Here is a 25,689-nt window from a genome sequence, read left to right as displayed (position 1 = left end):
GACGCTCCCGATCATGGGCTTGGTTGGCTCTGGCCGTGCGGCGCCGGAACTGTGCCCCGGAAGCCCCCGTCTGTCCAGTCTGACGGTGCCATGCAACACTCAGGGAGGGGAAATCCTGACCCGTGGCGATCCGCCGGAATTGACCGTCAGCGCCTCGGGCCAGCCGAACACCCATTCGAATGCCGCCAGCGCCAGACAGATCGCCACAACGCCCAGAACCAGCAGAACCTGACGCAGCGATGGCGGGCGTCGCGCCCATTTGGCCATGCGCAGGAACCAGATCATGTTCATGGCGGTCTATTCCTCGACGAAGCGCACCTTGCCGATATAGGGAAGATTGCGGTTGCGCTGCGCGAAATCAATGCCGTAGCCGACCACGAATTCATCGGGGATCTCGAACCCGGTCCAGGTCGCCTTGATTTCCACTTCGCGGCGGGTAGGCTTGTCCAGCAGCGCGCAGACCTCCAGCCGGCGCGGCTCGCGCGATAGCAGCAGGTTCTTGACATGGTGCAGGGTAAAGCCGGTATCGACAATATCCTCGACCACCAGCACGTCGCGGCCCGCGATCTCGCCCCGCAGATCCTTGAGGATCCTGACCTCGCGGCTGGAATGCATCGCATCTCCGTAAGACGACGCCTCCAGGAAGTCGACTTCGACCGGAAGGTCGATCTCGCGCACCAGATCGGCGATGAACACGAATGACCCGCGCAGCAGACCGACGACAACCAGCTTTTCGGCGTCCTGGAAATGCGCCGTTATCTCGCGCGCAAGCGCCTCGACCCGCGCCGCGATGGATTTGGCCGAGATCATCTGGTCGATGACATAAGGCTTGTGCGACATGACCGCCCCTTGATTTCCGCACCCGCTTTACCCCATAGGGCAGGGCGAAGCCTTCCGCAACCGACCCGAGGCCGATGCCAACCCATCACGAGACCCGCCGCCTGCCGTATTCGGCCTGCCAGATGTATGATCTGGTGGCCGATGTTCCGCGCTATCCCGAATTCCTGCCGTGGAATGCGGCGGCGCGCATTCGCAGCCGAACGCCGCTGGAGGGCGGGCGCGAGGTGATGGAGGCGGATCTGGTGATCAGCTTCAAGGTGTTCCGCGAACGGTTCGGCAGCCGCGTGGTGCTGGATCCAGCGGCGATGACGGTGGATACCGAATATCTCGACGGGCCGTTCAAATACATGAAATCGACCTGGTCATTCCGCGACCACCCCGAGGGTGGCTGCGAGGTGACGTTCTTTGTGGATTTCGAATTCCGCAACGCGATCCTGCAAAAGGTGATCGGCGTGGTCTTCAACGAGGCGATGCAGCGGATCGTGCGCGCGTTTGAAACGCGGGCGAAGGCGCTGTATTCCGCCGGCTGAGCGCAGGCCCCAGGCCGGGACCGGGGGGCAAGCCCCCGGAAGTCCGATCAGGGCGACAGGGCACCGGCCCGGTCTGCCAGGGTTAGAGCCGGACCACCCGGACCGACTGGCCGACGGCGGACAGTGCAATTTCGCCCCGGCACAGGCGCAGGGCGTCCTGACCGAAAACCTCGGCGCGCCAGCCCCGGAGCGCGGGCAGGTCGCGTTCGCCGGCGGCGATGGCGTCCAGATCGGCGGTCGGGGCAATCAGCTTGGCCGCGACGCCCGATTCTTCGGACTTGGCCTTGAGCAAGACGCGCAGCAGATCGGCAAGCGCGGGATTGACCTGCAACTGGTCGCGGCTGGTGTCGGGTTTGGGCATGTCGTCGGGGCGCATTTCCGTGCCGGCCTTGACGGCGGCCAGGATGCCATCGGCAATGTCGCCCTTGCGGCCATCGCGCAGCAGCAGGCGCGCGCGGCCAAGTTCCTCGAGCGTGGTCGGGCGGGTCGAGGCGAGTTCCAGCAGCGCATCGTCCTTGTAGATCCGCGACCGGGGAATGTTGCGGCTCTGGGCATGTTCCTCGCGGAAGCGCGCCAGTTCCTTGACAACGGCGAGGAAGCGGCCCGAGGTGGTCCGGGTCTTGACGCGCATCCAGGCGTCTTCGGGCGTGACGATATAGGTCGCAGGTTCGGTCAGCGCCGCGAGTTCCTCTTCGACCCAATGGATGCGGCCGGATTTCCGCAACTGGGCCGAGAGGTTTTCGTAGATCACGCGCAGATGGGTTACATCGGCCAGGGCATATTCGCTTTGTGCCCGCGTCAGCGGGCGGCGCGACCAGTCGGTAAAGCGGCTGGTCTTGTCGAGATCGGCCTTGGCGATCTTCTTGACCAGCGTTTCATAGCCCACCTGTTCACCAAAGCCGCAGACCATGGCGGCGACCTGGGTGTCGAACAGCGGTTTGGGAAAGACGCCGCCTTCGACGAAGAAGATTTCCAGGTCCTGACGCGCGGCATGGAACACCTTGACCGTCGCCTCGTGGCGCATCAGGTCATAGAGCGGTTCCAGAGACATCTCGGGGCCTGCGATCGGATCGACCAGTACGGCCAGGCCATCGGCGCCGGGCAGGGCAAGCTGGATCAGGCACAGCTTGGCCCAATAGGTCCGCTCGCGCAGGAATTCGGTGTCGATGGTGACATAGGGCTGCGCCTTGGCCAGTTCGCAGAATTCCGCCAGCGCGTCGGTGGTGGTGATGGTGTGCATCGGTCCTCTGGGTGCGGGGGTATCCCGCGTTTGGCCGCGCGGGCCTTGTGGTCGCCCGTGGGCGATGCACCAGACTTAGACGGGTGCGCGTGAAATGAAAAGCCTGTGATCGGCCCCTGTCCATGCGTGCGCGGCGGGTAGAGTCTAGTCCTGATCCTGAGCAGAGGACTCGCGGTCCTGCCAGCGGCCGCGGAAGCCTTGGGCGACCACGAATTTCTCTGACGAATCCGAGCGCGAGGCCGGGGGCTTGACGTTCGCCACCTTGGTGAAGTTGCGCTTCAGCGTGGCTTGCAGTTCGTTTTCCGCGCCGCCCGCCAGCACCTTGGCCACAAAGGTGCCGCCGTGTTCCAGCACGTCAAAGGCGAATTCGGCCGCCGCCTCGCACAGCGAGATGATGCGCAGGTGGTCCACCTGGCGGTTGCCCGAGGCTGCGGCGGCCATGTCGGACATCACGACATCGGCCTTGCCGCCCAGCCAGCCCTTGACCAGCGCATCCGCCTCGTCGGCCATGAAATCGAGCTGATGCAGTTCCACGCCGGGAATCGGTTCCATCTCTTGCAGATCCACCCCGATGATGCGGCCCACGGGTTTGCCCTTGCGCTCGCCAAGCGCATTGACGCGGGGCACGGCCACCTGTGACCAGCCGCCCGGTGCGCAGCCCAGATCGACGATCCGGCCACCGGGTTTCAGGAACCCGTAGCGGTCATCAAGCTCCATGATCTTGTATGCCGCGCGGCCGCGAAAGCCGTCTTTTCTGGCGCGCTGCACATAGGGGTCGTTCAACTGCCGTTCCAGCCAGAGCGTGGAGGACAGCTTGCGCCCCTTGGCGGTTTTCACCCGCACGCGCAGATCGCGCTGGCCACGGCCGGAGGTGTTCTTTTCGGTCATCTGTACGGCCCGTCTCCTAGAACGCCATCCGCGCTCATCTGTGCATATAGCAGCCCTTCGCGCAGGCCGCGATCCGCGACCGACAGCCGGTCGGTCGGCCAGCAGCGCATCAGCGCCTGCAAGATCGCCGCGCCCGACATGATCAACGCGTGCCGGTCGCGCCCGATGCGCGGATCGGTGCGCCGCCCTTCGGGACCAAGCGACAGGTAATCCTGGATCACCGTGTCGATTTGCCCCGAGGTCATGGTCAGGCCGTCCACCTTGGTCCGGTCATAGCGGCGCAGGCCCAGAAAGCTGGCGGCGACTGTGGTGATGGTGCCGCTGGTGCCGATGATCTGAAAGCCTTCGCGCGGGTTGTCGGAATTATAGGGGGAAAAGCTGGAAAGCTGCTCTTCGAAATACCAGCTCATCAAGGCAAACCGTGCCGCGTCGCTTTCCACATCGCCGAATTGTTCGCGCAAGGTGGCAACCCCCAGCGGGACCGAAATCCAGTCCACCACCCGCGCTTGCGGCCCGTCGCCATGGGTCTTGAACCCGGCGTGGAACCGCATCAGCGCATTGGGGCGGTCATGCTGGGGCACCCCGGTGAGGTCGAGCCACACCAGTTCGGTCGATCCGCCGCCGATATCCACCACCAGAAGTTGTTCGGTGCGCCGCTGGACCAGCGGCGCACAAGAGACGACGGCAAGCCGCGCCTCCTCTTCGGGGGGGATGATCTCCAGCGTCAGGCCAGTTTCGCGCCGGATCGCGCGCATGAAATCGCGCGAGTTGCTGGCGCGGCGGCAGGCCTCGGTCGCCACAAGGCGCATCCGGTTGACGCCATGGGTTTCCAACTTTTTCTGACAGATGCGCAGGGCCTGAACCGTCCTGCCCATCGACGCGCGCGACAGCCGCCCCGAGCTTTCCAGCCCGATGCCAAGCTGGACAGTCTTGGAAAAGCTGTCCACGACATGAAACTGACCTGCCCTTGGCTGGGCGATCAGCATCCTGCAACTGTTGGTGCCAAGGTCCAGCGCCGCGTAAAGCGGCGCCGGTTCGGCCGATTTGCGGGTGCCGGACGATTCGACCGGCCGGACAATGCCCCCTGGCACTGCCCGTTCATTCGGGAACGCGTCCGCACCCTGGGGACGCTGGGGCGCCATTTCCGCCCTCCGATATCTGGTTGGAACCAACGTAACCCCCGCAACCCGCTGGCGCAAGGGCCGCTCTGCACCCTGCGGGCTGCTGCAATGCACAGGCTGCGTTGCACCAGCCTGCCCGATGGGCTATGGCGCCCCAACCCGTGATGGAGAGCGCCATGACCAGCAAAAGCAGCACCGGACACAACGGCCTGACCTATGCCGACGCGGGGGTCGATATCGACGCCGGCAATGCGCTGGTGGACCGCATCAAGCCGGCCGCCAAGCGGACCGCACGTTCGGGCGTCATGGGGGGCCTGGGCGGGTTCGGGGCGCTGTTCGACCTCAAGGGCGCGGGATATTCCGACCCGATTCTGGTGGCGGCCACCGATGGTGTGGGCACCAAGCTGCGCATCGCCATCGACACCGGCAATGTCGATACGATCGGGGTCGATCTGGTGGCGATGTGCGTCAACGATCTGGTCTGCCAGGGGGCAGAGCCGCTGTTCTTCCTGGATTATTTCGCCACCGGCAAGCTGGAGCTGGATCAGGCGACCCGCATCATCACCGGGATTGCCGCAGGCTGCGAGGCCAGCGGCTGTGCGCTGATCGGCGGCGAGACGGCGGAAATGCCCGGCATGTACCATGGCGGCGATTTCGACCTCGCAGGGTTTGCCGTCGGGGCGATGGAGCGCGGCAGCGACCTGCCGGCGGGTGTGGCCGAGGGCGATGTTCTGCTGGGCCTGGCCTCGAACGGGGTGCATTCCAACGGCTACAGCTTCGTGCGCAAGGTGGTGGAGCTGTCGGGGCTGGGCTGGGATGCGCCTTCGCCCTTTGGCGATGGCACGCTGGGCGCGGCGTTGCTGGCGCCGACGCGGCTGTATGTCAAACAGGCTTTGGCGGCGGTGCGGGCGGGTGGCGTGCATGGGCTGGCCCATATCACCGGCGGCGGCATTACCGAAAACCCGCCCCGTGTGCTGCCCGAGGGGCTGGCCTGCGCCATCGACCTGTCGTCCTGGGATCTGCCGCCGGTGTTCCGCTGGTTGGCGAGCACGGCCAACATGTCCGAGCCCGAACTGCTCAAGACCTTCAACTGCGGCATCGGCATGATGCTGGTGGTGGCCCCCGATCAGGCAGAGGCGGTTTCTGCGCTGCTGACCGGGATGGGCGAAAGCGTGACGCGCATGGGCACCATCGTGCCGGGCGACGGGGTGATCTATTCCGGCACGCTGCTGTGAAACGGGTTGCGATCCTGATCTCGGGCGGCGGGTCCAACATGGTCCGCCTGGTCGAGAGCATGACCGGCGATCATCCGGCGCGCGCCGTTCTGGTTGCCTCGAACGATCCGGCGGCCAGCGGGCTGGACAAGGCGCGCGCCATGAGCGTGCCGGTCGCCGCTGTCAGCCACCGCGCGTTCAAGGGCGACCGCGCGGGATTCGAGGCGGCGCTGTTGCAGCATATTAATGCGACGGCCCCCGATATTCTGTGTCTTGCTGGGTTCATGCGGGTGCTGACCCCGGCCTTCGTGCAACGATTTGAAGGGCGGATGCTGAACATCCATCCCTCGCTGCTGCCGAAATATCCGGGCCTGCACACCCATCAGCGCGCGCTGGAGGCTGGCGATGCCGAGGCCGGTTGCACCGTGCACGAGGTGACGCCCGTGCTGGACGATGGCCCGATCCTGGGTCAGGCGCGGGTGCCTGTCCTGGCCGGTGATACGGCAGATACGCTGGCCGCGCGGGTTCTGGTGCAGGAGCATCGGCTGTACCCTGCGGTTCTGCGCCGCTATGCCGCTGGCGACCGGAGCCTCTTGACGCTGTAGGCCCCGGCCTTGCAGCCGCTTTCCGCGCGGCCTAGGCTCTGCCCCGGACAGGGAGGAGCCAGCATGACACAGAACCCGGAAACACCCCTTGGCGACATCATCCGCAAGGCCGAGGCCGGTGGCGCGCGCATCGGCCTTGTGCTGTCGCGGGATGGCACGGTCCTGTTTGGCCACCGCGCCCAAGAGCGGTTCCTGTCGGCCAGCGTGGTCAAGATTGCCATCATGGTCGAGATCTATCGCGCCGCCGATGCCGGACGCCTGCGGCTGGAGGCCCCGGTAACAGTCACGGCCCCGATGATGGCCAAGGGCAGCGGGGTCATGAACCGGCTGGTGCCGGGCTATACCGTGCAGGTGCAGGATCTGCTGTATCTGATGATGGCGATCAGCGACAATACCGCGACCAACCTGCTGATCGAGCGTGCAGGCATGGCGGCGGTCAATGCGACGATGGCGGATCTGGGCATGGCGGGGTCGAACCTGGGCCGTCCGATGCTGGGCCGCCCTGCGACGGCGGACGAGATCGAGAATATCGCCGTCCCGATGGACTATGACCGGCTGATGCAGGCGATCCTTGACGGGCGGGCTGCCTCGCAAGGGGCCTGTGCCGCGATGCTGGATCTGCTGCGCGCCCAGCAGAACGAACGCCGCCTGGCGCGGCATCTGCCCGCAGGTGCCGATTGGGGATCCAAGACCGGGACGCTGGACGGGGTGGTCAATGATGCCGGGTTCCTGCGCACTGCCGATGGCACCGCCTGTCTGTCGATGTTCACCCAAGACTTTGCCCGGATGGTAGATGCCGAAGAGGTGCTGGGCGATATGGCGCAGGCCGCGTTCCGCCTGGCCGGGCTGCTGGACGGCGGATCACGCTAGTTTTCTGGGCAAGGGGGGCTTGCTGCCGCCCTCTGGCCGGTGCCGGGCCAGTGTTTCCAGGTCAGGACGGGCCTGACCGGGATGTCACAGGGCCGGAGGGCGGCAGCCGGGCCAGTCGGTGGCGCGGTGCCAGGCCTGCCCCAGTTGCAGCACGCGGTGATCCTGGCCACGGGGGCCGATGAGCTGCATCCCCATGGGCAGGCCGTCGGCGCCAAAGCCTGCGGGCACGGCCAGCGCGGGCAGGCCCAGCAGGCTGGCCGGGATCACCACCTCCATCCAGCGGTGATAGCTGTCCATCGGGCGGCCTGCGATCGCGGTGGGCCAGGGCTGCGTCTTGGCAAAGGGCCAGACCTGCGCCGTCGGCAAGGCAAGGACGTCGAACCGCGTGAACAGATCGGCGGCCGCCACATTCCACCCCGAGCGCAGCACCGAGGCGCGGTGCACCTCCATGGCCGAAAGGGCAAGGCCGCGTTCGACCTCCCAGATCGCTTCGGGTTTCAGCAGGTCGCGCGTCTTGGGATTGGCATGCCAGGGTGCAAGTTTGGTGGCGGCCGACCAACTGCGCAGGGTGGTCCAGGCATCCCACAACCGCTCGGCCGGAAAGGGGGGCGCGACGGATTCGACGATGCAGCCCATGGCGGTAAAGCCATCCAGCGCGCTTTGGCACAGATCGAGGATGCCTGGCTCCATGGCATAGGCACCGCCCCAGTCGCCCAACCAGCCGATGCGCAGGCCCTTGGGGTCGATGTCGAGCCCCTGGTCGAACGCCTCTACCGGACGGCCATGGGGCAGACGCGGGTCGGGGACCGCCAGCACATTGAGCAGCCGCGCCAGATCGACAATCGAGCGCGCCATGGGGCCGCCTGTCGCCAACTGGTCAAGGAAGGTATCCCCCACCGGATCAACCGGCACCCGGCCCCAGGTGGGGCGGAACCCATAGACGTTGCAAAAGGCCGCAGGGTTGCGCAGCGAGCCCATCATGTCCGAACCATCGGCGAGCGGCAGCATCCGCGCCGCCAGCGCCGCCGCAGCGCCACCGGACGAGCCGCCGGAGGTGCGGGTCAGGTCATAGGGGGTGGCGGTGGCGCCATAGATCGGGTTGTAGGATTGCGATCCAAGGCCGAATTCCGGCGTATTGGTCTTGCCGATCAGGATCGCACCGGCGGCACGCAGGCGGCGGGGCAACATGTCGTCCTTGTCGGGGATGTTGTCGGCCAGGATCGGCGAGCCCCAGGTGGACCGAATGCCCTTGACCGCCGTCAGATCCTTGACCGCCATCGGCAGCCCGTGCAGGGGACCGCGCCGGTCCAAGGGCACGGCATCGGCCTGGGCGGCGTCGGCCAGCAGGCTGTCGCGGTCCCGCAGGGCCACGATGGCGTTCACCGGGCCGTTCACAGCCGCGATCCGGTCGAGAAAGGCGCCCATCACCTCGACCGCAGAGGTGCGGCCCGTGGCCATGGCGGTCGCAAGTTCGGTTGCGCCCAGTTCGATCAGCCCGCTCATGTTGCCCCCTAGATCCTGGTTCGGGGGCAGCGTTTCACAGCCCGGCGGCGGCGTCCAGCCCCCGGTCCGGTTTGCCGTTGCGGTGGGTGTCGCGGCGCGTGGCGCCCAGGGTGCTGGCGGTCAGGTCGGGGGCCAGCGCGCGCATGGCATCGCAATGGGTCAGAAACACCTGTCCCGTCAGATGATCCAGGAAATGCGACCGCGCCAGCCGGTCCATCACCGGGCCCTTGACCTCGGACAGATGCAGCGTGATGCCCGCTTCGGCCAACCGTGTTGTGATCGCTTCGAGCGTTTCCAGCGCCGAGGCATCGACGGCATTCACCGCCGGAAACATCAGCACCACATGGCGCAGGGCCGGGGTTTTGGCCACGCAGCCGTTCACCGTGTCTTCGAGAAAGCGGGCATTGGGGAAATACAGGCTCTCATCCACCCGGATCGACACCACATCGGGGGCCGTGACCACCTCGTGCCGGTCAACGTTGCGGAAATGCTCGGTCCCCGGCACCTGGCCGACGATGGCGACATGCGGACGCGACGTCCGATACAGGTGCAGCGCCAGCGACAGCAGGACGCCTGCGGTGATCCCGGCCTCGACCCCGATTCCCAGGGTCACGAGGATGGTAACGGCCATGGCCGCAAAATCGGCGCGGTCATAGGTCCAGGTGCGCTTCAATGCGCCCAGATCGACCAGCGACAGCACGGCAACGATGATGGTGGCGGCCAGGGTCGCCTTGGGCAGAAAGAACAACAGCGGCGTCAGGAACACGGTGGCCAGCGCCATGCCGATGGCGGTATAGGCGCCCGCCGCAGGGGTTTCCGCCCCGGCGTCGAAGTTGACGACCGAACGGGCAAATCCGCCGGTGACAGGAAAGCCGCCCGAAACCGCCGCCCCGATGTTCGAGGCGCCAAGCGCGATCAGTTCCTGATCCGGGTCGATGCGCTGGCGTCGCTTGGCCGCCAGCGTCGAGGCGACCGAGACGGTTTCGACATAGCCGACGATGGAGATCAGCAGCGCAGGCACCGCGATCTGGGCCCAGAGCGTCAGATCGAACGGGGGCAGGGTGGGCATCGGCAGACCCTTGGGCACATCCCCCACGATGGACACGCCTTGCCCGGCGAGATCCAACCCCCAGGTGGCCAGGGTGGTGGCCGCCACTGCCACCACAGGGGCAGCGCGGGCAATGATATTGGCAGGCAGATCCGCCAGCCCGCGGGCCTTGAGAAACGGCTTCAACCGGCTGCGCGACCAGAACAGAAAGGCCAGAGTGGGCAGCGCCAGCGCCATGGTGACAGGATTCAGCGTTCCCAGCGCGCCAACGATCGCGCCCAGCGTCTCGATCAACGTATGCCCTTCGGCGCGGATACCCAGCAGATGCGGCACCTGTCCGGCCGCGATCAGCAGACCCGAGGCGGTGATGAAGCCGGAAATCACCGGATGCGACAGGAAATTGGCGATGAACCCCAGCCGCAGCACCCCCATGGCCAGCAGCATCAGGCCGGACAGAAAGGCCATGGCGATGGCGGCCCCCAGATACTCCGGCGTGCCGTGCTGCGCCAGTTGCCCGACCGAGGCCGCGGTCATCAGCGAGACCACGGCAACCGGGCCGACGGCCAGCGCGCGCGAGGTGCCGAAAACCGCATAGATCACCAGCGGCGCAATCGAGGCGTAAAGACCGATTTCCGGCGGCAGCCCGGCCAGCAGCGCATAGGCCAGCGATTGCGGGATCAGCATGATCGTCACGATCAGCGCGGCGATCAGGTCACTGATCAGGGTGTCCCGCGTATAGCTGCGGCCCCAGTCGAGGATCGGGAAATAGCGGCGCATCCGGGAACTCCGTCCTGTCGAGCCGACTGTATATGCGCGCCAGCCGATATATTGCAAGTATTGAATGTGTATTTTACCGGCCCCGCCGGTGTCCTGTTGGGCGGCGGCCCGTTCTCAGGCCGATCGCGGGACCACGCCCAGCAGGTCGAGCGCCGATTCCAGGTCGGGATGCAGCAGGTCGGTGCGGGTCAGCCGGGCGGCCTTTGCCTCGGCGACGATCTGGTCGAATCTTGCACGCAGGGCGATTTTCTCGGCGCCCTTGCAATCGTTCCAGGGGCGGCCTTGCAAGGCCATCACCAGCACGTAATACCAGATGAAATGAGGCTTTTCGCCGCTGTCCAGCAGCTTGCAATAGGCGACGTCCGCCCCCAGCGCGCGCAGGGTTTCGGCGTCGGGGATACCGGCGCGCTGCATCGCGGTGGCGGTGGCAGGGCCGATGCTGTTGATGCTGGTCAGGGGCGTTCCGGTCATGGCGAGGCGCAGAATGCCGCGCATCGCCACTGACGACAAGGGCCGGTTTCGGCTGTCAGATCGACGCCCAGTCGGTGAAGCGCGTCGTCTGGCCACCCTGCTGCTGCGTGGGCCGGGCGGGGGTGCCTTGCTGTTGCTGCGGTGCCGGGGTCTGGCTGCCCTGCTGGGGCGTCTGGGGGGTCATCTGATGGGTCCTGCGATGCCTGTGTTGCGCGTGATCATCGCGCCCCGGTCGCCCGGATTACGATGGTGGCCGTCGTCTAAGTTTAGCGCAAAATTTACGCAAGTCACCTGCGAGTGAGGTCACGAAAACCGGACTATCCGTTTCCGGAATGGCACAAATCTGTCACACAGATGCGGCATTGTCTCACGGCTGCGTGGGGCGGCGGGGCGGGGCGGTCGTGCCCCGCAGCAGTTCCGGGGCCAGCACGATGATCGTCGGGCGGCGCGGCAGATCGTGCAGGCCCAGTTCGATGCTGTTCTGATCCAGTTCAACTATGTCGAATTCGTCCTTCATCCCCTCTAGGAAGATGTCCAGCGAGCGGCCGGAAAACCAGTGCATCGGCAGCACGACCGAGGATCGCAGGCGCGAGATCACCTTCATCATCGTGGCGACGTTCATCGTATAGCCGCCGTCAACCGGCACCATCACGACATCCAGCCGCCCGATGGCCGCATATTGCGCGGCATCGGGTTCGTGGTGCAGATGGCCCAGATGGCCGATGCACAGCCCGGCGGCTTCGAACACGAAGATCGAGTTGCCGTTGCGCCGGATCCCGCCCTCCCAGCCGCCGCGCGCATCGGTATGCACGTTGCGCACGCGCATCTCGCCCAGTTCCACGTCATGCTCGGTCGGGAAATCGGCGGTGCCCCAGCCCTCAAGCACATGGGGAATGCGGGGGTCGGGGTTCGGCGTCCAGTGCGTGCTGTGGGAATTGTTCATCGTGACCACGGTCGGCACATGGTCTCCGCCACCGATATGCCCAGTGTAATCGGTGACAGCGGACAGGCCGCCGGGCGTCTCGATCAGGAACATCGCGTGATAGAGGAACGAGATCCGTACCCGGTTCGGCCCCAAGGGATCGCCAAAGCCTGCCTTGTAGACCACCTCCAGCCCCGGCGCTTCGGCCAATCCGATGCAGTGGCTGGGGATCCGCTCTTGTGCGGCAAGGGGCAAGGCCCCCAGCACAAGGGCGACGACGGCATGGGGAATCAGACGGTGGAACATGGCGGCCTCGGCGTCACGGGTCGTCAGGGGGGAAGGATACCGCAGAATTCCCCCCTGTCAGTCCCCGCGCCGCCCCCTCACGGCAAGGTGAGAGCGCCGCCTGCGCCTGTGCCGCAAGAACGGGCAGGCGCCGGGGTCAGCGCGCCGCGTCGATCAGCGCGGGAATCTCGGCCAGCAGCCCGTCCCGTGTGGCGATGCCGCGTGGCGTCTTGCTGCGCTGGGTTGCCTGGGTCAGCCGAACAAGCGCAAGGCGCTGCCCGTCCCGTTCGGCCCAGCCGACGAACCAGCCCCAGCCGCGGGCATAGTCGAACCGGCCATCCGCACGGCGGGGATAGGCGCTGCCGGTCTTGCCGCGCACCGTCCAGCCGCCTGCCATGATCGGGTCCAGCAACGCCAGCGTCTTGCCGATGGCATCGGGGCCATGGGGCAGGGCGCCCGTGACCAGCCGTGTCATGAAGCGGGCCTGTTCGCGGGGCGATATGCGCAGCGACGATGAAATCCACGCCCGGTCCAGCCCGTTGTTCTGCCCCGGATCGCCCGAGAAATCGGCGTTGCCATAGCCAAGCGCGCGCGCGTGCTCCGTCAGCCGCCGGGCGCCCAGGTCATGGGCAAGCCGCTGCGAATACCAGACAACCGAATGGCGCATCCACTCGGCCGGGCCGGTGTCGCGCCGCCAGGCAGCACCGCCCCAGTCGGGGTCGCCCTCGCGCCAGCGCATCACCGGCGTATCGGCGTCGGTCAACAGCCCTTCGGCATAGCCGATCAAGGCCAGCGGAACCTTGAAGGTCGAGGCAGGGGTCGCGCGGCTGTCGCAGTCGCCTTGCTCCAGCAGCGTGGTGCCAGTGTCGATATCGGTGATCAGCGTGCAGATGGCGGGCGCATCGGCCCGCGCCATCGCCGGCCACAGTGACAAGGCCAGACAAACCAACCCGCGCCACAGCGGCCTAGAACGGAACATCATCGGCCTGTCCCGCTGCGACGACATAAGAGGCCATCACATGTTTCAACCCGGCCTTGTCGAACGCCACCGTCAGCTTGCCGCCTTCGGCGCCGGTCACGGTGCCATAGCCGAATTTCTGATGGAACACCCGCGCGCCGATCTCATGCGCCGGAACGGCCTGTGCGTCGATCACCAGATTGCGCGCTTCGGATGGCGTGGACATGCTGCGCTGGGGCTGGCGGGCCTGCATCCGCTGCCAGCCGGGGGAGTTGTAGACATCGGCCCGCACCGCCCGCGATTCCACACCGGAAACCCCCGCCGCCGCCGCGCCGAACGCCCCGCCATACAGGCCCGGCGGCGTCAGAACCTCGACATGTTCGGCGGGCAGTTCGTCGATGAAACGGCTGGGCAGTTGCGATTGCCACTGGCCATACACGCGGCGATTGGCGGCAAAGGAAATCGTGCACAGCTCCTCGGCGCGGGTGATGCCGACATAGGCGAGGCGGCGTTCTTCCTCCAATCCCTTCACACCGGATTCGTCCATGCTGCGCTGGCTGGGGAACAGCCCGTCTTCCCAGCCGGGCAGGAACACGACCGGGTATTCCAGGCCCTTGGCGGCGTGAAGGGTCATGATGGTGACTTTTTCGGCGGCCTCTTCGGTTTCGTTGTCCATGATCAGGGCGACATGTTCCAGAAAGCCCTGCAAGGTATCGAACTGTTCCAGCGCCTTGAGCAGTTCCTTTAGGTTTTCCAGCCGCCCCGGCGCCTCGGGCGTCTTGTCGGCCTGCCACATGGCGGTATAGCCCGACTCGTCCAGGATGGTTTCCGCCAGGCGGATATGGTCATAGCCGGGCTGCGAGGCCACCACATGCCAGCGGGCTATACCGTCTAGAAACCCGCGCAAGGCCCCCGCCCCGCGCCCGCCGATGCCGCCCTGCGCCAGCAGCGCCGCAGCCCCATCCAGCAGGCTGGCCCCGATGGCGCGGGCGCTGCGCTGGATGTCGCCTTGCGCCTTGTCACCCAGCCCGCGCTTGGGCAGGTTGACGATGCGTTCAAAGGCAAGGTCATCCTCCAGGCTGACCACCAGCCGGAAATAGGCCATGGCATCGCGGATTTCCTGCCGTTCATAGAATCGCGGACCACCGATCACGCGATACGGCAGGCCGATGGTCAGAAAGCGATCCTCGAAGGCGCGCATCTGATGCGCGGCGCGCACCAGGATCGCCATGCCGTTCGGGGAAACCGGGTCCAGCCCACGGCCACCACGCGCCAGCGCCTCGATTTCCTCGCCGATCCAGCGGGCTTCTTCTTCGCCGTCCCAATGGCCGATTAGGCGCACTTTCTCGCCGCTTTCCAGATCGGTCCACAGCGTCTTGCCCAGCCGCCCCTCGTTTCCGGCGATGACGCCGGAGGCGGCGGCAAGGATATGCGGGGTGGAGCGGTAGTTCTGTTCCAGCCGGACCACGACCGCGCCGGGAAAATCCTTTTCGAACCGCAGGATGTTGCCCACCTCGGCCCCGCGCCAGCCATAGATCGACTGGTCGTCGTCGCCCACGCAGCAGATGTTGCGATGGGTCTGGGCCAAGAGGCGCAGCCACAGATATTGCGCGACGTTGGTGTCCTGATATTCGTCCACCAGGATATAGCGGAACCACCGCTGATATTGGGCCAGCACATCCGGGTGGCGCTGAAAGATCGTCACGCAGTGCAGCAGCAGGTCGCCGAAATCCACCGCGTTCAGCGTGCGCAGGCGGTCCTGATAGGCGGCGTACAGCTCGGTCCCGCGATTGTTGAAATGCGAGGCTTCGGAACTGGGCACCTGCTGGGGCGTCCAAGCACGGTTCTTCCAATGGTCGATCAACCCGGCAAGCTGCCGGGCGGGCCAGCGTTTCTCGTCGATGTTCGCGGCCGAGATCACCTGTTTCATCAGGCGGATCTGGTCGTCGGTATCCAGGATGGTAAAGTTGGATTTCAGCCCCACCAGTTCGGCATGGCGGCGCAGCAGCTTGACCCCGATGGAGTGGAACGTGCCCATCCAGGGCATACCTTCGACCGTCTGACCCAGCAGGCGGGCGACACGGTCCTTCATCTCGCGTGCGGCCTTGTTGGTAAAGGTGACGGCGAGAATTTCGTTGGGGCGGGCCTTTCCGATCGACAGCAGATGCGCGATGCGCGTGGTCAGCGCCTTGGTCTTGCCGGTGCCGGCCCCGGCCAGCATCAGGACAGGGCCGTCCAGCGCCTCGACCGCCTGTCGCTGCGCGGGGTTCAGCCCGTCCATATAGGGGGCAGGGCGCGCCGCCATGGCGCGCTGACTAAGGGGGATCTGGGCGGCGGGCATGTCTTGGTCCGGGGTCATGGCCGCCAATATAGCGCCTTTGTCGGCAGGGGAAAGCACTGTTCGTGCTATGTTCGCGTTCTGCGGACGGGAAAGCGCCTGCCCCGCCGCCCAGGGGACCGATCAGCGCCCGGCCGGGTCAAGGCCGGGCTAGGGCCCAGCGCGTTCGGCCCGGACATTCGCCACATTGGCCAGCAGGCGCGGGTAGATGCGGCGCATCTCGGACGCGAAGCGGTCATAGGGCAGGTCGTCGAATTCGCCGTGAAAGGCGATATATTCCATGGATTTGCGGCCCTGCGCATCAAAGGGCTGGAAAATCGAATCCTGCGTGCCATCAAAGGTCAGCACCGCCACCCCCCGCTTGTCGCACATCGCCCGGTCAAAGGCCGGTGTCGCCTTGAGCCACCGCCCGTCGATCTGCAACGCGGTATAGGCGTGCCAACGGAAATCCGGCTCGTCCATCATCGCCTGGAACCGGGGCGAGGTAAGGTGATTGCGGACATCGGCAAAGCCGATGCGCGACGGAATACCAGCGGCACGGGCCACCGCCGCCAGCAGCACGGCCTTGGGCACACAATAGGCCGATGGGGCCGCCAGAACGGCAGATGCGACCAGCGGCTCTGGTGCGACCTGAAAGGCATAGAGATCGTAGGGCACCGCATCGCGCACCGCCGCCGCAAGCGCCACCGCCTTGTCGCGGGCGGTGCCCCTACCGGCATGGGTCGCGGCAAAGGCGCGGATCGCGGGATGGTCGCTGTCGATAAAGCGCGTGGGGCGCAGGGTGGGGGCGGTCATTCCCTGGCCTTGCGCGCGGCAAAGAACTTGTCCACCGCCGCCCGCATGTCCGGGCTGCGCCCCGCGGCCCCTTGCAGGTCGCGCTCCATATTCAGCATCGGCTCCAGATCGGGGTCCGAGGCGCGGGCGATCAGTTGCTTGGTCATGGCCAGCGCCGAGGGCGCGCGTTCGGCCAGCCGGGCACAGATCGCCATCGCCTCGGGCAGCAGGGCCTCTGGCTCGACCACCTGCCAGACCAGGCCCCAGCGTTCCGCCTGCTCTGCCGTGATCCGGTCGCCCAGCAGCATCGCGGCCGAGGCGCGGATGCGGCCCGCCATGCGGGGCAGGAACAGGGTGTTGCCCGCATCGGGCACCAGGGCGATACCCACGAAGGGTTCATAGAAAAAGGCCGACCGGGCGGCGATGACGATATCCGCCGCCAGCGCCAGACCGACCGAGGCCCCGGCACAGGCGCCGTTCACCGCCGCCACGATCGGCAGGGGGGAGCTGCGCATCGCCCGCACGACCGGGTTGAAATGATCTTCCAGCACGCGGGCCAGATCGGGCACCGCGCCGGGGTCGAGCGTGGACAGGTCATAGCCTGCGCCAAAGGCCCGTCCCTCGCCGGTCAGCAGGATGGCCCGTGCGCCACCCTGTTCGGCGCCCCGGATCGCGGCCAGCAGTTCGTCCGCCGTCTGGTCGCGCATGGCGTTCAGCTTGTCGGCGCGGGTCACGGTGATGCGGGCGATCCCGTCCGCGATTTCCAGCCGTACATCGTCCCATGTCATCTGTGATCCTCCCTCAGAAGCGGAACACGCCATAGCCCTGCGGCCCCGGAGGTGCATTCAAGGCTGCCGAGATGGAAATGCCAAGGGCATTGCGGGTATCCACCGGGTCGATCAGCCCATCGTCCCAGATCTGCGAGGTGGAATAATAGGCCGAGAGCTGATCCTGATAGGCGTCGCGCGTGGTGTGCCACAGCGTGTCGAGTTCGGCCTGATCGACATGGCCGGCACGTTTCATCTGATTGGCCTTGACCTCCATCAGCGTGTTGGCGGCCTGATCGCCCCCCATCACGCCGATCTGGTGGTTGGGCCAGGCGAACAGGAACCGCGCATCAAAGGCACGGCCGCACATGCCATAATTCCCGGCACCAAAGCTGCCGTTCACCATGACGGTGAATTTCGGCACATGCGAACAGCTTTGCGCCATGATCATCTTGGCACCATCCTTGGTGATGCCGCGCCGTTCATATTCTTGCCCGATCATGTAGCCGGTGATGTTTTGCAGGAAAATCAGCGGGGTATTGTTCTGGTTGCACAGTTCGATGAAATGCGCGCCCTTGAGGCTGGAATCGTTGAACAATACCCCGTTGTTGCCCAGGATGCCCACCTTGTAGCCCCAGATATTGGCAAAACCACAGACCAGCGTGGTGCCATAGTTCGGCTGGTATTCGTGAAAGCGGCTGCCATCGACGATCCGGGCGATCACCTCGCGCATGTCAAAGGCGGTCTTGATATTGTCGGGGATGATTCCGTACAGCTCGTCCGGGTCGTAGGCGGGTGGCTCGGGTGTCTCGCGCTGGATGGCCCATTTCTGCGGATGTTCCCATTGCGCCACGATCTCGCGGCCGATCAGGATGGCCTCGTCCTCGGTCGCCGCCGGATAGTCGCAGGTGCCCGACACCGAGGTATGCATCCGCGCGCCCCCCAGATCCTCGGTGCTGACGATCTCTCCGGTTGCGGCCTTGACCAGGGGCGGGCCGCCCAGAAACACCGCGCCTGTGCCCTGTACGATCACCGAATAATCCGACAGTGCCGGAATATAGGCCCCGCCTGCCGTGCAATGGCCAAAGACCAGCGACAACTGCTTGACCCCCATCTTCGACAGAAGCGACTGGTTGCGGAAGATGCGCCCTGCCATGTGCTTGTCGGGGAACAGGTCGGATTGCAGTGTCAGGTTGCCGCCCGCGCTGTCGCACAGATGGATCATCGGCATACGGTTCTCGACAGCGATATCCAGCGCGCGCACGATCTTTTTGATCGTCAGCGGATACCAGGCGCCGCCCTTCACGGTCGGATCATCGGCGCGGATGATCACCTCGCGCCCCGAAACCACGCCGATACCGACGATGCAACTGGCCGAGGGGCTTTCGCCATCATACGCCATATTGGCCGCCAGCGAGGACAGCTCCAGAAACGGCGTTCCGGGATCGAGCAGCTTTTCGATGCGCGCGCGCGGGTGCATCTTGCCCTGCCGGGCCAGCCGGTCCAGATCGCGGGCCGGGCGGTCGTGGCGCGCGGCCTGCTGGCGGGCGCGGAACTCGGCCACCAGCGCGCGGTTGTGCGCGGCATAGCGGTGGTATTCGGGCGACGAGCTGTTGAGGCGCGAGACGATCTTTCTCATGCCGGTTCCCCTTTGGGCAGTGTTTCCAGCCGGGCGATCACGGCGTCTTTCTCGAATGTGGCGCCTTCGGCATAGGCGATTTCGGCCAGCACCCCGTCACGCGGTGCCTGAAGCGCGGTCTGCAACTTCATGCTTTCGATGGTCACGAGAGTCTGGCCTGCGGTCACCGCCTCTCCGGGGGTGGCATGGACCGAGACCACGGCGCCGGGCATGGGCGCGCGCAGTTCATCCTCTGCCGCCCCGGTGCCCGCCGCCTCGGCGCGCGGGTCGATCCGGCGCAGGCGATAGGTGCGGCCATGCAGGCGGACCATGGTTTCGCTGTCATCCCCGGCCAGAACCGGGCCGGGGGCGGCACGTTCCACAAGATGGATGCGTCCGTCCACCGACAGGGTCAGCGGGTGGCGGGCCAGCACAGCGATTTCGTGCGTTGCGGGGCCAAGAGTGAATTTGACGGCCATCAGTTCCTCCACTGTCCCATGCGGGCGTGCAGTTCGGGCACGCTGTCGATCAGCGCGGCAAAGTGGTGATCGGCCAGCGCCGCAGCGATCAGCACCTGGTCCAGTGTCGCCGGGTCCGGCGCGGGTTCGGCCAGATCGGCGGCGTGGGTGGCCACGAATCCGGTGGACAGATCGCCGGTGCGAAAGGCCGGATGATCCAGCACGCGGGCCAGATAGTCGATGTTCGTGCCCACCCCCAGCAAGGCCAGATCCCGCAGCGCCGCAATGGACCGCCCGATCGCCTGTGCGCGGTCGTCGCCCCGCACCACCAGCTTGGCCAGCATCGGGTCAAAGTCCGATGTCACCCTTTGCCCGGTGTCCAGCGCGTTTTCGAACCGCAGCCACTCGGCCTGCGGCACGTCCAGCCGCAGGATGCGCCCGGTTTCGGGCAGAAAGCCGTTCTCGGGATCTTCGGCGCAGATCCGGCATTCGATGGCATGGCCCGACAGCGGCACATCGGCCTGCGCCATCGGCAATCCGCGCCCTTCGGCGATGGCCAGTTGCGTTTCCACCAGATCCAGCCCGGTGATTTCCTCGGTGACAGGATGTTCCACCTGTAGCCGGGTGTTCATTTCCAGAAAGAAGAACCGCCCGTCGGCCCCCAGGATATATTCCACCGTGCCCGCATTGCGATAGTTCGCCGCCGATGCCAGCCGAACGGCCGAGTCGCAGATGGCATCCCGCAGGGCGGCGGGCAGGTTGGCGGCCGGCGCCTCCTCGATGATCTTCTGGAACCGGCGCTGGACGGAACATTCGCGTTCCCACAGATGGATGGCATTCCCCGCGCCGTCGCCCAGCACCTGCACCTCGATGTGGCGGGGGTTTTCGACGAACAGTTCGGCATAGACCCGGCCATCGCCGAAATAGCGCAGCGCCTCGCCCGAGGCGATGCGGGCCGCTTCGCGCATTTCTGCGGCCGACCGCACGATGGACATGCCCTTGCCGCCGCCCCCAGCCGCCGCCTTGATCAGCAGCGGAAAGCCGATCTGTTCGGCCTCACGGGCAAAGGTATCCAGATCCTCGGTCGGCATGACAGAGGGGGCAACCGGAACCCCCTGCCGTTCCGCGAAGGTCCGGGCGGAAATCTTGTCGCCCATCAGGTCGATCACATCCGCCGACGGACCGATGAACACAAGCCCCGCATCTTCGACCGCGCGGGCAAAGCGGGCGTTTTCCGACAGAAAGCCATAGCCGGGGTGAATGGCATCCGCGCCCGCCGCCTGTGCGGCGGCGATGATCTGCCCGGCGTCCAGATGGGCGGCCACGGGGGTGGCGCCGACAAGTTCCACCGCCTGCCCAGCCATGCGGACATGGGCGGCGCGCGCCTCTGCGGCGTGATGAACCGCGACAGAGGCAATGCCCAGCCGGTCCAGCGTGCGGATGATGCGGGCCGCGATCTCGCCCCGGTTGGCGATCAGCACCTTGGTGATCTTGCGGGTCATGTGCGGGCCTCCTTTGCCCAGGTCTCCAGGGGGCCGCCGGGGGCCAGCCAGTCGGCGGGCACGGCCACCGGCAGATCCAGCAGTACCTGTGCCAGTGCCTTGCCTTGCGGATCATGCCGCAACGAGGCAACGCCGCCGCCGCCCAGCACCCCATGCAACAACAGGTTCAGCCCCGGCAGCCCCGGCCAGCCGAACCGTTCCACCCGCGTCGGGGCATAATGGGCGAACCATGCGCCCACCCGTTCCGGCGTGACCCCCGACAGGATCGCAGGCACAAAGGCGGGATCGCGGGCGATGATGCCGATATTCGCCATGTCGCCCTTGTCGCCCGAGCGGCCATGCGCCAGCGCGATCAGCGGCACGGTGGGGCCCGACAGCGGCGGCGCGTCGATGGGGGCGGCGGGGCAGGGCGCAGGTGCGGGCAAGACAGCAAAGGGCACGGCGCATTGCCCGCCGGCGTCCTGCACCACCGGGACCACCTGCGCCTTGTCGGCCAGAAAGCTGAACAGCCGCACCACGGGCTGCGGTTTCGGGCGCCCGCCGGCAAATCCCGTCAGGCTTTGCGCCATGGCGGTGGCGGCGGGAAAGATCTCGCGCCCGAAGATCTCCAGCGCGTCTTTGGAGGGGCTGCGCACGGCGATCTTCAACACCACCTCGCGGGTGGACCGGGCCTGCGACTGTGCGCCATAAACGGACTCCGCCCCCAGAACCTCGACCGAGGTTTCGCTGAAGCCGGGCAGCCCCGCCTCGGCGATCAGCCGTGAGGTGCGGCTCAGAATGGCGGCGGCCACCGCCTCGGCCCGTGCCACGGCCTCGCGCCCCGCGATCATCATGGTGATGGAACTGCGCCAGCCATCGCCATAGGTGGCCGATACCTTGAGTGTGCCGGTCGGCGCGCGGCCACGGGCGCCGCTGACCCGCACGCGGTTGTCGCCTGTCGCAACGATCGACACATCGCGCCAGTCGCAGGTGACATCAGGCAGGACATAGGCGCCGGGGTCGCCCACCTCGTAGACCACCTGTTCGGCGATGGTCGCAGGGCTGATCAGGCCGCCGGTCCCGTCAGGTTTGACAATCTCGAAACTGCCATCGGCGGCGCAGAGCGCAATGGGAAAGCCCATGTTGTCCCAGCCCGGCACCGCGCGCCAGTCGGTGACAATGCCGCCGGTGCATTGCGTGCCGCATTCGATGACATGTCCGGCCAGCGACCCGCCCGAAAGTTGGTCGAAATCCTGCGGGCCCCAGCCGAATTCATGGATCAGCGGCCCAAGCACCAGCGCGGAATCCACGCAGCGCCCGGTGATCACCACATCCGCCCCGCGCGCCAGTGCCTGCGCAACGGGAAAGGCCCCCAGATAGGCGTTGACGCTGGCCAGTTTGCCGGGCAGGGCGGCGCCGGTGAACATTTCGGTCACGCCGGGGCGCATCTCCTCGATCCGGGGGGACAGATCATCGCCTTCGACCAGCGCCACCTTCAACGGCAGGCCCAACTCGGCAAACAGCGTGACCAGCGCATCGCGGCAGGCGCCGGGGTTAACCCCGCCCGCATTGGTCACAACGCGGATCTTTCCCGCCGCGATCTCGGCCGCCAGCGGGCGCATGACCAGCGAGACGAAATCGGTCGCATAGCCTGCGGCCGGGTCGCGGGCCTTCATCCGGGCCAGGATCGACATGGTGATCTCGGCCAGATAGTCCATCACCAGATAGTCGATCCCGCCGGAGCGAACGAGTTGCGCCGGGCCTTCGGGGGTATCGCCCCAGAAGCCTGCCCCGCAGCCGATGCGAACGATGCGGCCCATGCTCAGCGCCCCGTCCAGTCGGGTTTGCGCTTTTCGGCAAAGGCGGCAAAGCCTTCGCGCGCATCCTCGGTCCGGGCCATGTTGGCCAGCAGGAACTGGGCATATTCCAGCGCCGGATCGGTGGCCATTTCGCGCACCTTGCGCAGGCCCTGCTTGCCCAGCCGGATGCCGGTGGGCGACTTGTCGGTGATCCGGCCCAGCAGCCAGTCCAGTTTCGCATCAAGCTGATCGGCGGGCACGGCATAGTTGACCCAGCCCTCGGCCGCAGCCTCGGCGCCTGTCACCGGCTCTCCGGTCAGGCACAGTTCCATCATGCGGCGGGGGGGCACGACGCGCAGCAGGAACGGCAGGATCATCGCCGGGAACAGGCCCACCCGCACCTCGGTCACACCGATCAGGGCGCTGTCCACCATCACGGCCATGTCACAGGCGCAGACCAACCCCATGCCGCCCGCCAGCGCATGGCCGTTGACCCTGGCGATCAGCGGCAGGCGGCAGGCATCCATCCGCCGCAGCAGGCGCGCGACGTAATGCCGGGGGTCGGCCGCGTCGATGGCAAAGGGGGTGCCGTCGGCGGCGGGCCGCAGGTCGCCCCCGGCGCAGAATGCCTTGTCCCCCGCGCCGGTCAACACCACGGCACGGATGCCGGGATCGGATTCGCCTGCATCCAGCGCGGCTTCGATACCCAGCGCCACGGCTTCGTTCAGCGCATTGCGCAGTTCGGGGCGGTTGATGCGGATGGTCAGCACCGCGCCCTCGCGGACGGTTTCGACTGTGGTCATGCGATCCTCCCTGCGGGCGAGTCGGTGCCGCGCATCGTTCCGACTATAAATGAGCAACATTCAATAACCTGTCAACCGACTGCCGACCCTCTACCAGAAATGCTGCGAAAGCACAATGAAACCAGCAAATGACGTGGGGTTTCGTTGCAAGTGCAGCGATTGACCTGGGTAAGCCCCGGATGGTACAGATGAGCCAAGTTCAATAACACCGCCCGTGCGGTGAAGGGAGGACATGCGACGATGACCGGGACCGAGACCAACCTTTTCGCCCTGACCCCCGACCAGCAGGCGCTGCTGGATCAGGTCGACCGCTTTTCAAAGGCAGAGCTGTATCCGCTGGCCGAACGCATGGATGCCGAGGAATGGTGGCCCGACCACATCTTTGCCCGTATCGGCGAGATGGGCATGTTCGGCGGCACCATCCCGGAGGAATTCGGCGGCACGGGGATGGATCTGCTGTCTTCGGGCCTGACCTTGCAGGCGATGGCGCGCTGGAACCACGCGCTGGCACTGTCCTGGGTGGCGCATGACAACCTGTGCGCCAACAACATCTATCGCAACGGCACAGAGGCGCAGCGGCGCAAGTACCTGCCGGATCTGTGCGCGGGCAAGACGGTCGGCGCGCTTGGCCTGACCGAGCCGGGGGCCGGATCCGACGCGCTGGGATCCATGCGCACCACGGCGCGGCGGGACGGGGACGACTACATTCTGAACGGGCAGAAGCTGTATATCACCAACGGCCCGGTGGCCGATGTGCTGCTGGTCTATGCCAAGACCGACAAGGAGGCGGGCGCCCACGGCATTTCCGCCTTTATCGTGGAAAAGGGGATGCCGGGATTTTCCGTGGCGCAGAAGCTGGTCAAGATGGGCTTTCGCGGCAGCACCACGGGAGAGCTGGTGTTCGACAACTGCCGTGTTCCGGCCGAGAACCTGGTAGGTGGTGAAAACCGCGGTGTCGCCGTGGTGATGAGCGGGCTGGATCTGGAACGCGCCATGATCACGCCGATCTGTCTGGGCATCGCGGAACGCGCGCTGGATCTGTCGGTGGACTTTGCCAAGACGCGCAAGCAGTTCGGCAAGCCGATCGGCAGCTTTCAGATGGTGCAGTCACATCTGGCGGACATGTACACCTCGGTCGAGGCGATGCGCGCCTATACCTATCGCGTGCTGGCCGAGGCCGGCCCGCTGGAACAGGGCGGCGGCGGACGCGGATACATCCACATGCTGACCGCCTCGGCCGTGATGTTCGTGGCCAACGAACTGCACAAGGTGCTGGATCTGGCGGTGCAGGTGCATGGCGGATCGGGCTATATCTGGGAGGCGGAGATCAACCGCCTGTACCGCTCCATCAAGCTGCTGGAGATCGGGGCAGGCACGACCGAGGTGCGCAAGATGATCATCGCCGGAGAGCTGCTGCGGGGAATGGCGCGTGACTGACGACCCGATGAAGCTGGGGCTGGATGATGCGGCGCTGGCCGTGCATCCTACGGTCTTTGCCGCCGATGCGCTGGCGGGCAAGCGGGTGCTGGTGTCGGGCGGGGCAGGCGGCATCGGCCGGGCGGTGGCCTGGCTGGCCGGACGCTGCGGGGCAGAGCTGATCCTGACCGGGCGCGATGCGGGCAAGCTGGACAGCGCGGTTCAGGCCATGACCGCCGCCGGGCTACAGGTGCAGGGCCATGTCGTTGACATCCGCAAGCCCGAAACGGTGGCAGACCTGTTCGCCGGGCCGGTGACAGAGGCGGGGGGAATCGACCTGCTGGTCAACTCCGCAGGCGGGCAATTTCCACAGGCGGCCATCGACTTTTCGGCCAAGGGCTGGAATGCCGTCATCGACAACAACTTGAACGGCACCTGGCACATGATGCAGGCCGCCGCCCGGCACTGGCGGGATACGTCGCGCCCCGGCAGCATTGTCAATATCGTGGTGGTGGTCGAACATGGCCTGTATGGCGTGGCGCATACCATTGCCGCGCGCTCGGGCGTGATCGGGGTCAGCCGGGCGGTGGCGGTCGAATGGGCGCCCCTGGGGATCCGGGTCAACTGCATCGCACCGGGTGCCATCGAAACCCCTGGCTGGCGGGTCTATGCACCCGAGGCACGGGCGACCTATGCCAGATCCAACCCGATGATGCGGGCGGGCACGACCTGGGACATCGCGGAATCGGTGATCTGGGTCGGCGGAACGTCGGGCGGCTATGTGACGGGCGAGACCATAAACGTCGCAGGCGGCAGCCAGTTGTGGGGGGAAACCTGGACAACCGGGCGGCCGGACTGGTTCCAACCCGGCTGACCGGGCCGGAACCTGCCGGGCATGGGTGTCAGGGGGCGACCTCCGCTTCGCTGACGGCATGATCCCTGTCACACCGAAGGTGCGCCCGC

At 66.3% G+C, this 25,689-nt stretch carries 25 protein-coding genes; 6 read left to right on the top strand and 19 right to left on the bottom strand.

Going from position 1 to position 25,689, the window contains the following annotated elements; translation table 11 throughout:
* Nucleotides 1-99: 99 nt before the first annotated feature.
* A complete protein-coding gene (locus BW970_RS02665) occupies nt 100-291 on the bottom strand; it encodes a hypothetical protein (protein WP_076528413.1) in 192 nt (63 codons plus the stop codon).
* A 6-nt stretch (nt 292-297) separates the two neighbouring features.
* The gene (hpt, locus tag BW970_RS02660; protein WP_076528411.1) at nt 298-840 is read right to left on the bottom strand and encodes a hypoxanthine phosphoribosyltransferase; all 543 of its coding nucleotides are present in this window, start codon (nt 838-840) and stop codon (nt 298-300) included.
* Between the two features lie 74 nt (nt 841-914).
* Here hpt and BW970_RS02655 point away from each other — a divergent pair, with 74 nt between their 5' ends.
* Complete coding sequence (locus tag BW970_RS02655; RefSeq protein WP_076528409.1) at nt 915-1,370, top strand: type II toxin-antitoxin system RatA family toxin; 456 nt, start codon at nt 915-917, stop codon at nt 1,368-1,370.
* 82 nt (nt 1,371-1,452) lie between these two features.
* On the opposite strand, the gene rnd is transcribed toward BW970_RS02655, so the two are convergent.
* From rnd to BW970_RS02640, 3 genes are all read right to left on the bottom strand, one after another.
* On the bottom strand, nt 1,453-2,610 hold the full coding sequence (rnd, locus tag BW970_RS02650) for a ribonuclease D (protein WP_076528407.1): 1,158 nt from the start codon (nt 2,608-2,610) through the stop codon (nt 1,453-1,455).
* A 144-nt stretch (nt 2,611-2,754) separates the two neighbouring features.
* Nucleotides 2,755-3,498 (bottom strand): RlmE family RNA methyltransferase, encoded by a 744-nt coding sequence (locus BW970_RS02645; protein WP_076528405.1) that lies wholly within the window; start codon nt 3,496-3,498, stop codon nt 2,755-2,757.
* The gene (locus BW970_RS02640; RefSeq protein ID WP_076528403.1) at nt 3,495-4,640 is read right to left on the bottom strand and encodes a Ppx/GppA phosphatase family protein; all 1,146 of its coding nucleotides are present in this window, start codon (nt 4,638-4,640) and stop codon (nt 3,495-3,497) included. Before BW970_RS02640 ends, BW970_RS02645 begins: the two co-directional genes overlap by 4 nt.
* Nucleotides 4,641-4,795: 155 nt before the next feature.
* Here BW970_RS02640 and purM point away from each other — a divergent pair, with 155 nt between their 5' ends.
* The 3 genes from purM to BW970_RS02625 all read left to right on the top strand — a co-directional run bounded on the left by purM (nt 4,796) and on the right by BW970_RS02625 (nt 7,308).
* Nucleotides 4,796-5,854 carry a phosphoribosylformylglycinamidine cyclo-ligase gene (purM, locus tag BW970_RS02635; RefSeq protein ID WP_076529189.1) on the top strand — a complete coding sequence of 353 codons (1,059 nt, stop codon included), beginning with the start codon at nt 4,796-4,798 and terminating at the stop codon, nt 5,852-5,854.
* A complete protein-coding gene (purN, locus tag BW970_RS02630; protein WP_076528401.1) occupies nt 5,851-6,438 on the top strand; it encodes a phosphoribosylglycinamide formyltransferase in 588 nt (195 codons plus the stop codon). The genes purM and purN overlap by 4 nt, the downstream gene beginning before the upstream one ends.
* 63 nt (nt 6,439-6,501) lie before the next feature.
* A complete protein-coding gene (locus BW970_RS02625; RefSeq protein WP_076528399.1) occupies nt 6,502-7,308 on the top strand; it encodes a serine hydrolase in 807 nt (268 codons plus the stop codon).
* 84 nt (nt 7,309-7,392) lie between these two features.
* Here the strand turns inward: BW970_RS02625 and BW970_RS02620 are convergent, their stop codons facing one another.
* The 14 genes from BW970_RS02620 to BW970_RS02560 all read right to left on the bottom strand — a co-directional run bounded on the left by BW970_RS02620 (nt 7,393) and on the right by BW970_RS02560 (nt 23,310).
* Nucleotides 7,393-8,811 carry an amidase gene (locus BW970_RS02620; protein WP_076528397.1) on the bottom strand — a complete coding sequence of 473 codons (1,419 nt, stop codon included), beginning with the start codon at nt 8,809-8,811 and terminating at the stop codon, nt 7,393-7,395.
* A 34-nt stretch (nt 8,812-8,845) separates the two neighbouring features.
* Nucleotides 8,846-10,636, bottom strand: coding sequence for a SulP family inorganic anion transporter (locus BW970_RS02615; protein WP_076528395.1), 1,791 nt, complete (start codon nt 10,634-10,636; stop codon nt 8,846-8,848).
* Nucleotides 10,637-10,750: 114 nt separating this feature from the next.
* Nucleotides 10,751-11,107, bottom strand: coding sequence for a TfoX/Sxy family DNA transformation protein (locus BW970_RS02610; RefSeq protein WP_076529187.1), 357 nt, complete (start codon nt 11,105-11,107; stop codon nt 10,751-10,753).
* Between the two features lie 55 nt (nt 11,108-11,162).
* Nucleotides 11,163-11,291 (bottom strand): hypothetical protein, encoded by a 129-nt coding sequence (locus BW970_RS21215; RefSeq protein WP_268235064.1) that lies wholly within the window; start codon nt 11,289-11,291, stop codon nt 11,163-11,165.
* Nucleotides 11,292-11,474: 183 nt separating this feature from the next.
* Complete coding sequence (locus BW970_RS02605) at nt 11,475-12,323, bottom strand: MBL fold metallo-hydrolase (RefSeq protein WP_076529185.1); 849 nt, start codon at nt 12,321-12,323, stop codon at nt 11,475-11,477.
* A 148-nt stretch (nt 12,324-12,471) separates the two neighbouring features.
* Nucleotides 12,472-13,230 carry a class D beta-lactamase gene (blaOXA, locus tag BW970_RS02600; RefSeq protein WP_076528393.1) on the bottom strand — a complete coding sequence of 253 codons (759 nt, stop codon included), beginning with the start codon at nt 13,228-13,230 and terminating at the stop codon, nt 12,472-12,474.
* Between the two features lie 49 nt (nt 13,231-13,279).
* A complete protein-coding gene (locus BW970_RS02595; protein ID WP_229740428.1) occupies nt 13,280-15,613 on the bottom strand; it encodes an ATP-dependent helicase in 2,334 nt (777 codons plus the stop codon).
* A 147-nt stretch (nt 15,614-15,760) separates the two neighbouring features.
* Nucleotides 15,761-16,405 carry a transglutaminase domain-containing protein gene (locus tag BW970_RS02590; RefSeq protein ID WP_076528388.1) on the bottom strand — a complete coding sequence of 215 codons (645 nt, stop codon included), beginning with the start codon at nt 16,403-16,405 and terminating at the stop codon, nt 15,761-15,763.
* Nucleotides 16,402-17,172, bottom strand: a complete 771-nt coding sequence (locus BW970_RS02585; RefSeq protein WP_076528386.1) for an enoyl-CoA hydratase-related protein — start codon at nt 17,170-17,172, stop codon at nt 16,402-16,404. The genes BW970_RS02590 and BW970_RS02585 overlap by 4 nt, the downstream gene beginning before the upstream one ends.
* 13 nt (nt 17,173-17,185) lie before the next feature.
* Complete coding sequence (locus BW970_RS02580) at nt 17,186-18,790, bottom strand: acyl-CoA carboxylase subunit beta (RefSeq protein ID WP_076528384.1); 1,605 nt, start codon at nt 18,788-18,790, stop codon at nt 17,186-17,188.
* Entirely contained in the window at nt 18,787-19,248 is a 462-nt protein-coding gene (locus tag BW970_RS02575; RefSeq protein WP_076528383.1) for an acyl-CoA carboxylase biotin carboxyl carrier protein subunit, read from the bottom strand. The genes BW970_RS02580 and BW970_RS02575 overlap by 4 nt, the downstream gene beginning before the upstream one ends.
* A complete protein-coding gene (locus BW970_RS02570; RefSeq protein WP_076528381.1) occupies nt 19,248-20,729 on the bottom strand; it encodes an acetyl-CoA carboxylase biotin carboxylase subunit in 1,482 nt (493 codons plus the stop codon). The genes BW970_RS02575 and BW970_RS02570 overlap by 1 nt, the downstream gene beginning before the upstream one ends.
* Entirely contained in the window at nt 20,726-22,528 is a 1,803-nt protein-coding gene (locus BW970_RS02565; protein WP_076528380.1) for an acyclic terpene utilization AtuA family protein, read from the bottom strand. Before BW970_RS02565 ends, BW970_RS02570 begins: the two co-directional genes overlap by 4 nt.
* A gap of 2 nt (nt 22,529-22,530) precedes the next feature.
* Nucleotides 22,531-23,310, bottom strand: a complete 780-nt coding sequence (locus BW970_RS02560; RefSeq protein ID WP_076528378.1) for an enoyl-CoA hydratase-related protein — start codon at nt 23,308-23,310, stop codon at nt 22,531-22,533.
* Nucleotides 23,311-23,550: 240 nt separating this feature from the next.
* On the opposite strand from BW970_RS02560, the gene BW970_RS02555 reads away from it, so the two are divergent.
* Together BW970_RS02555 and BW970_RS02550 are read left to right on the top strand one after the other, a co-directional pair.
* The gene (locus BW970_RS02555) at nt 23,551-24,747 is read left to right on the top strand and encodes an acyl-CoA dehydrogenase family protein (RefSeq protein WP_076528376.1); all 1,197 of its coding nucleotides are present in this window, start codon (nt 23,551-23,553) and stop codon (nt 24,745-24,747) included.
* Nucleotides 24,740-25,600, top strand: coding sequence for an SDR family NAD(P)-dependent oxidoreductase (locus BW970_RS02550; RefSeq protein WP_229740427.1), 861 nt, complete (start codon nt 24,740-24,742; stop codon nt 25,598-25,600). The genes BW970_RS02555 and BW970_RS02550 overlap by 8 nt, the downstream gene beginning before the upstream one ends.
* Nucleotides 25,601-25,689 lie beyond the last annotated feature (89 nt).

Origin of the sequence: Gemmobacter megaterium (genome assembly GCF_900156815.1) — a bacterium.
GTDB lineage: Bacteria > Pseudomonadota > Alphaproteobacteria > Rhodobacterales > Rhodobacteraceae > Wagnerdoeblera > Wagnerdoeblera megaterium.
The sequence above is the reverse complement of the archived record's forward strand: the minus strand, read 5'-3'. Positions and strand labels throughout refer to the sequence as shown.